At 38.7% G+C, this 4,083-nt stretch carries 4 protein-coding genes; 2 read left to right on the top strand and 2 right to left on the bottom strand.

Translation table 11 applies throughout. The annotated features are described in order from the left end of the window. Positions 1-484 precede the first annotated feature (484 nt). Positions 485-1,711 (bottom strand): DNA cytosine methyltransferase, encoded by a 1,227-nt coding sequence (locus tag JQC92_RS21335; RefSeq protein ID WP_205001547.1) that lies wholly within the window; start codon positions 1,709-1,711, stop codon positions 485-487. Positions 1,712-1,728: 17 nt separating this feature from the next. Continuing rightward, positions 1,729-2,796, bottom strand: a complete 1,068-nt coding sequence (locus JQC92_RS21330; RefSeq protein ID WP_205001546.1) for a hypothetical protein — start codon at positions 2,794-2,796, stop codon at positions 1,729-1,731. Between the two features lie 143 nt (positions 2,797-2,939). Here JQC92_RS21330 and def point away from each other — a divergent pair, with 143 nt between their 5' ends. Beyond that, the gene (def, locus tag JQC92_RS21325) at positions 2,940-3,452 is read left to right on the top strand and encodes a peptide deformylase (RefSeq protein WP_205001545.1); all 513 of its coding nucleotides are present in this window, start codon (positions 2,940-2,942) and stop codon (positions 3,450-3,452) included. Between the two features lie 19 nt (positions 3,453-3,471). Further along, positions 3,472-3,684 carry a hypothetical protein gene (locus JQC92_RS21320; RefSeq protein WP_205001544.1) on the top strand — a complete coding sequence of 71 codons (213 nt, stop codon included), beginning with the start codon at positions 3,472-3,474 and terminating at the stop codon, positions 3,682-3,684. Positions 3,685-4,083: the final 399 nt, after the last annotated feature.

The following is a 4,083-nucleotide window of genomic DNA, read 5'->3' as shown; positions in this document are numbered from 1 at the left end:
GTAGTGAAATTGATGCAAAATCTAAGAAATCTTGCTTTTGGGGTACGGCTCTGAATTTTGCGTAAATCAGATGCCGTACATTTTAACTCTTGAAATGGATTTTTTCAGAACCGACTATTTAACGTTATAGAGTTTAGCGATATTCGGTTCATTTTTATTTTCATTTTCAAGTGTACGTTGGTCAACGGGTAATAAATCTAATACCACAACATCACGTTTTGTTCGCAGTAGTTCATACGTCCTGTGAGTTATCAGCCCTGTAGAAAAGTGTTGTTTTGAACAGGTTGAAATACATTTTTTACACCCGTTTGCTTTATGCTTTCAACCGTTAAAGGAGAGCTATTATCTGTCGCCGCTGGGTTGTGGGCATAAGCGGCGGCAGAGGAGTGTAAGTTCGGACAGCTCAGTGATCTTTGGATTGACATAACTCATAAGCTCAGCACATAAATGTAGTCATTATCACCTTGCTAAGCTTAATCTGTACTTAATCGAAGATAGTTTCCCAAATGGATTCTAAATGTTTTGCGATATTAAAGGCCATTAATGGTGGAACTGCATTGCCAATGACTTTATAAGCCCCTGATGCAGATAAAGAGTAATCATGATTCTTCTTGGTAAATACAAATTCATATTCATCTGGAAAGCTTTGAATACGAGCACATTCACGAACCGTTAAGCGACGTTCAATTAAGCCTTGAGCTAACTCGTTACGATTTTTACCACCGTATTCAGCGCGTAAGCGTCGGTACTCAATATTACCATGATGTTCGGCACGAATTGTTGGGGCAAGCCCTTCTTGGTTAACCTCTGTTTGCCCCTGTGTCCCTTTACAATATTTTGCTTTTGAATACTTTGCTTGTGCAGGATCTAAAGTGGTTTCAGGCTCCTTTAGGTTTGATAGCACTTGCTTTGATTTTGTAAAGTGATGTTGGAGTCCAGTAGGTTCTGCTGAGTGAGTTTTTGGCGGGTAAACATCAATCTCACCGACTTCAATCCGAGCAATGATCCCAGGCTTTAAGAATGCTTTATTTAAACCGATAAAAATAATTCGTTCACGATTTTGAGCGACACCGTAATTTGCTGCAGTAAGTACTTTTGCTGGTACGACTAGATAGCCAGAACCTACAGTTCTAAAGTCTTCTTCGATGATGCGCTTTGCATCGCCAAGTGAAATCAAACCTTTTACATTCTCTGCGACAAATACTTTAGGATTTGTGATTTCAATAACTTGGCGCATCCATAAATATAAACTGCCGCGTGACTCTTCACTGGAAACCTCACCGTCAATTTTATTATTGTGGTTTTTATGAGACTGAAATCCACCTCGCTTTCCTGCCACGCTGAAATCTTGGCATGGGAAGCCACCTGTGACGACGTCAACATTTTCAGGAAATACGTACTCACCCGCTTGATGACGCTTAACTAATTCGACAATGCTGGTGGTGTGAAAAATGTGTTCAACATCTTTACCTTGGCTTTTAAAAAACGTTTTCCATGCAGCTTCAGCATAAGGAAGTATATCGTTGGCGAAAACGGTTTCGAAGCTGTTTTTATTTAGCTTTACACGATGTTCATCAAGGGAGGTATACCATTCGTTTGGGTGCATATCCCAATTAATACAGGCGCTAGGAACAGTGAAGTTGCCCTCAAAGCCTAAGTCCATGCCGCCACAGCCACTAAATAAAGAAAGTAATTTTTTACTGTTACTCATGTAAGTTTTTATTATTCCTAATGATGCTCTATGCCAATGGTGATACGGTTAATCAGTTTCGGCTTAATATTGCAGGACAGTTTATCATTGCTTTGGATTTGTTGACTGACTTTTTCAAGCCAGATTTTTATGCGGTTATCAATGTTGTCTACTTCCCAGTACTCCTCGATCAGCTCAGGTGCAATACCTAAAATTGCTTGCCGAATTTGACTTAGACTCTGTTTTTCTAGAATACGTTTGAAGTATTTAGGCAATTCGTCGCTATCAAAAGCAAACTTGCCACCCGCTGAGAACGTATCTCGGAGTGAAGTATGCACAATCCCTTTTTTAGCCACCAAGTATAGCGCTAACTTTTCATACTTCTGAGTACTACTAGACAGTACTTCTGGGAATAATGCGTAAAGCTCAATGACTAAATGTTCTTTCTCAATTTTGTTGAGACTTGAAAAGTGACGAATAGCTTGTGGACCAAGCTGCTTAACATCAAAGTCAGCACTTTCATCATCACTTATCCACCAAAGCTCAGCATTGGCACCAGCCTTATTTTTCATATACTGACGGATCAACCCAAATGGATTTTTGGCCTGTTGCAGTTGTTTATAACTGATGTTTGCTTTGTCGAAAAAAGATTGCTCGACATCTAAATTGATTGCATAACGTGGCTTATGAGTGATGACGACGTCAGAGATACACGCTTCGATTGGCTTATATCGATATTGAATCTCGTTAGGGTTCGAAAAGTTAGCAAAAAAGAGATAAATGCACTCGACGTCTTTCACTCGAGTGGATTCGAAAATACTCCCGCCTAGGGTTGACCAACCTTGGCTTTTGGATGTTTTTACTTCTATGCCCAACTTCTCACAATGAGTGTGGATAACAATGTCTGGAAAACGGTGTCCAGAAACCAATTCAACTTGTATAACGTTATTGATGCACTGTTGCTCGATAACGAGCGCTAATGCGTCTACTAACAGTGGTTCAAAGGCGGCTCCTTGATTTTCGAATAAGTGCTCATTTGATTGTGCTTTGAGTGCATCAGCAGTCAAACTTAGTAAAATATTTAGATTATTCTTGGTTAAATGCATAAAATTGAATTGGCTTACTTAGGTGAGTTACTTGTTACTACTGAATGCCGTTAAAGTAAATAATGACGATAAAAAAATGATGTATGCAGCAGAAACCATTATACTCTCAAGCTTTATTTTAACGATGAGTAATACCTAAATACATGGCTGTTCTTGATATTCTTACTGCTCCCGACGTGCGATTAAAACAAGTTGCAAAGCCCGTTTCAGATGTGAAGCAGGTTCAAACATTAATTGATGATCTACTTGATACCATGTACTCCACTGATGATGGTATTGGGCTTGCAGCAACACAAGTCGGTTCTGAGTTCGCTGTCGTGGTTATTGATATTTCTGATGAGCGCAACGACCCATTAGTGTTGATTAACCCTAAGGTTACTGCTGGCTCAGATAAAGCAAAAGGGCAAGAAGGTTGTTTATCAGTACCTGATTATTATGCAGAAGTGGAACGGTTTACTTCAGTGACGGTTGAAGCTTTAGATCGTGATGGGAAGGAAGTAACTATTAGCAGTGATGAGTTTTTAGCTATCGTCATGCAACACGAAATAGACCATCTTCATGGCAACTTATTCATCGATTATTTATCTTCATTGAAACAGCAAATGGCAATGAAAAAGGTAAAAAAATACGTTAAGTTATTAGCTAACCAAAAGTAGCTTAACGAATTTATCAATCATGGAAGAATTTCACATTAGCCGTATTCATACTCCCCAAGGTATTTATAGAGTAAGCGGCTACTTATCACTGATTTCAAATAAAGTTGAAGCCACTTCACTTGAGGTGATGGGAACGGATGGCTGGGTTCAATTAGCCATCGAACGCTCTCAGCCGTTAATATCAGAATTAACGCCCATTCTTCTATCACATTTCCGTGACGATTCAGTATAAAAACTCGCACATTTACATCATCAAACTGTCATCGACAATCTTATTTATAATCATTAAATAAACACTGCTCATAGCAAGGTCGAGCAGCTTTTCTCGTTCAAATTGATGTAATGTTTCATTAGCCTTTTGATGAGAATGTCTTGGGATCAGCTGTTTTGTTAATTATTCAAGAAAGTCATCACTTCACGTTGTTGTCCATGCAATGTTACTTAAGGTTGCAGAGTTTGATTATTTTACTGTGAACTGAAGGTTTGAATAGGAAATTAATATGAGAAACGGAACCCATCAAACTTGGGTAACAAATTAAGAGGATAAATCTGAGGAGAAAAGCTTTATTTTTGAGATAATAAGTCGACCAAGACAACTATCAAAATAAAATGGCGATTCTAAACAAAACAC

The sequence above is a fragment of the Parashewanella hymeniacidonis genome (assembly GCF_016900895.1).
GTDB classification, from domain to species: Bacteria; Pseudomonadota; Gammaproteobacteria; order Enterobacterales; family Shewanellaceae; genus Parashewanella; species Parashewanella hymeniacidonis.
The sequence above is the reverse complement of the archived record's forward strand: the minus strand, read 5'-3'. Positions and strand labels throughout refer to the sequence as shown.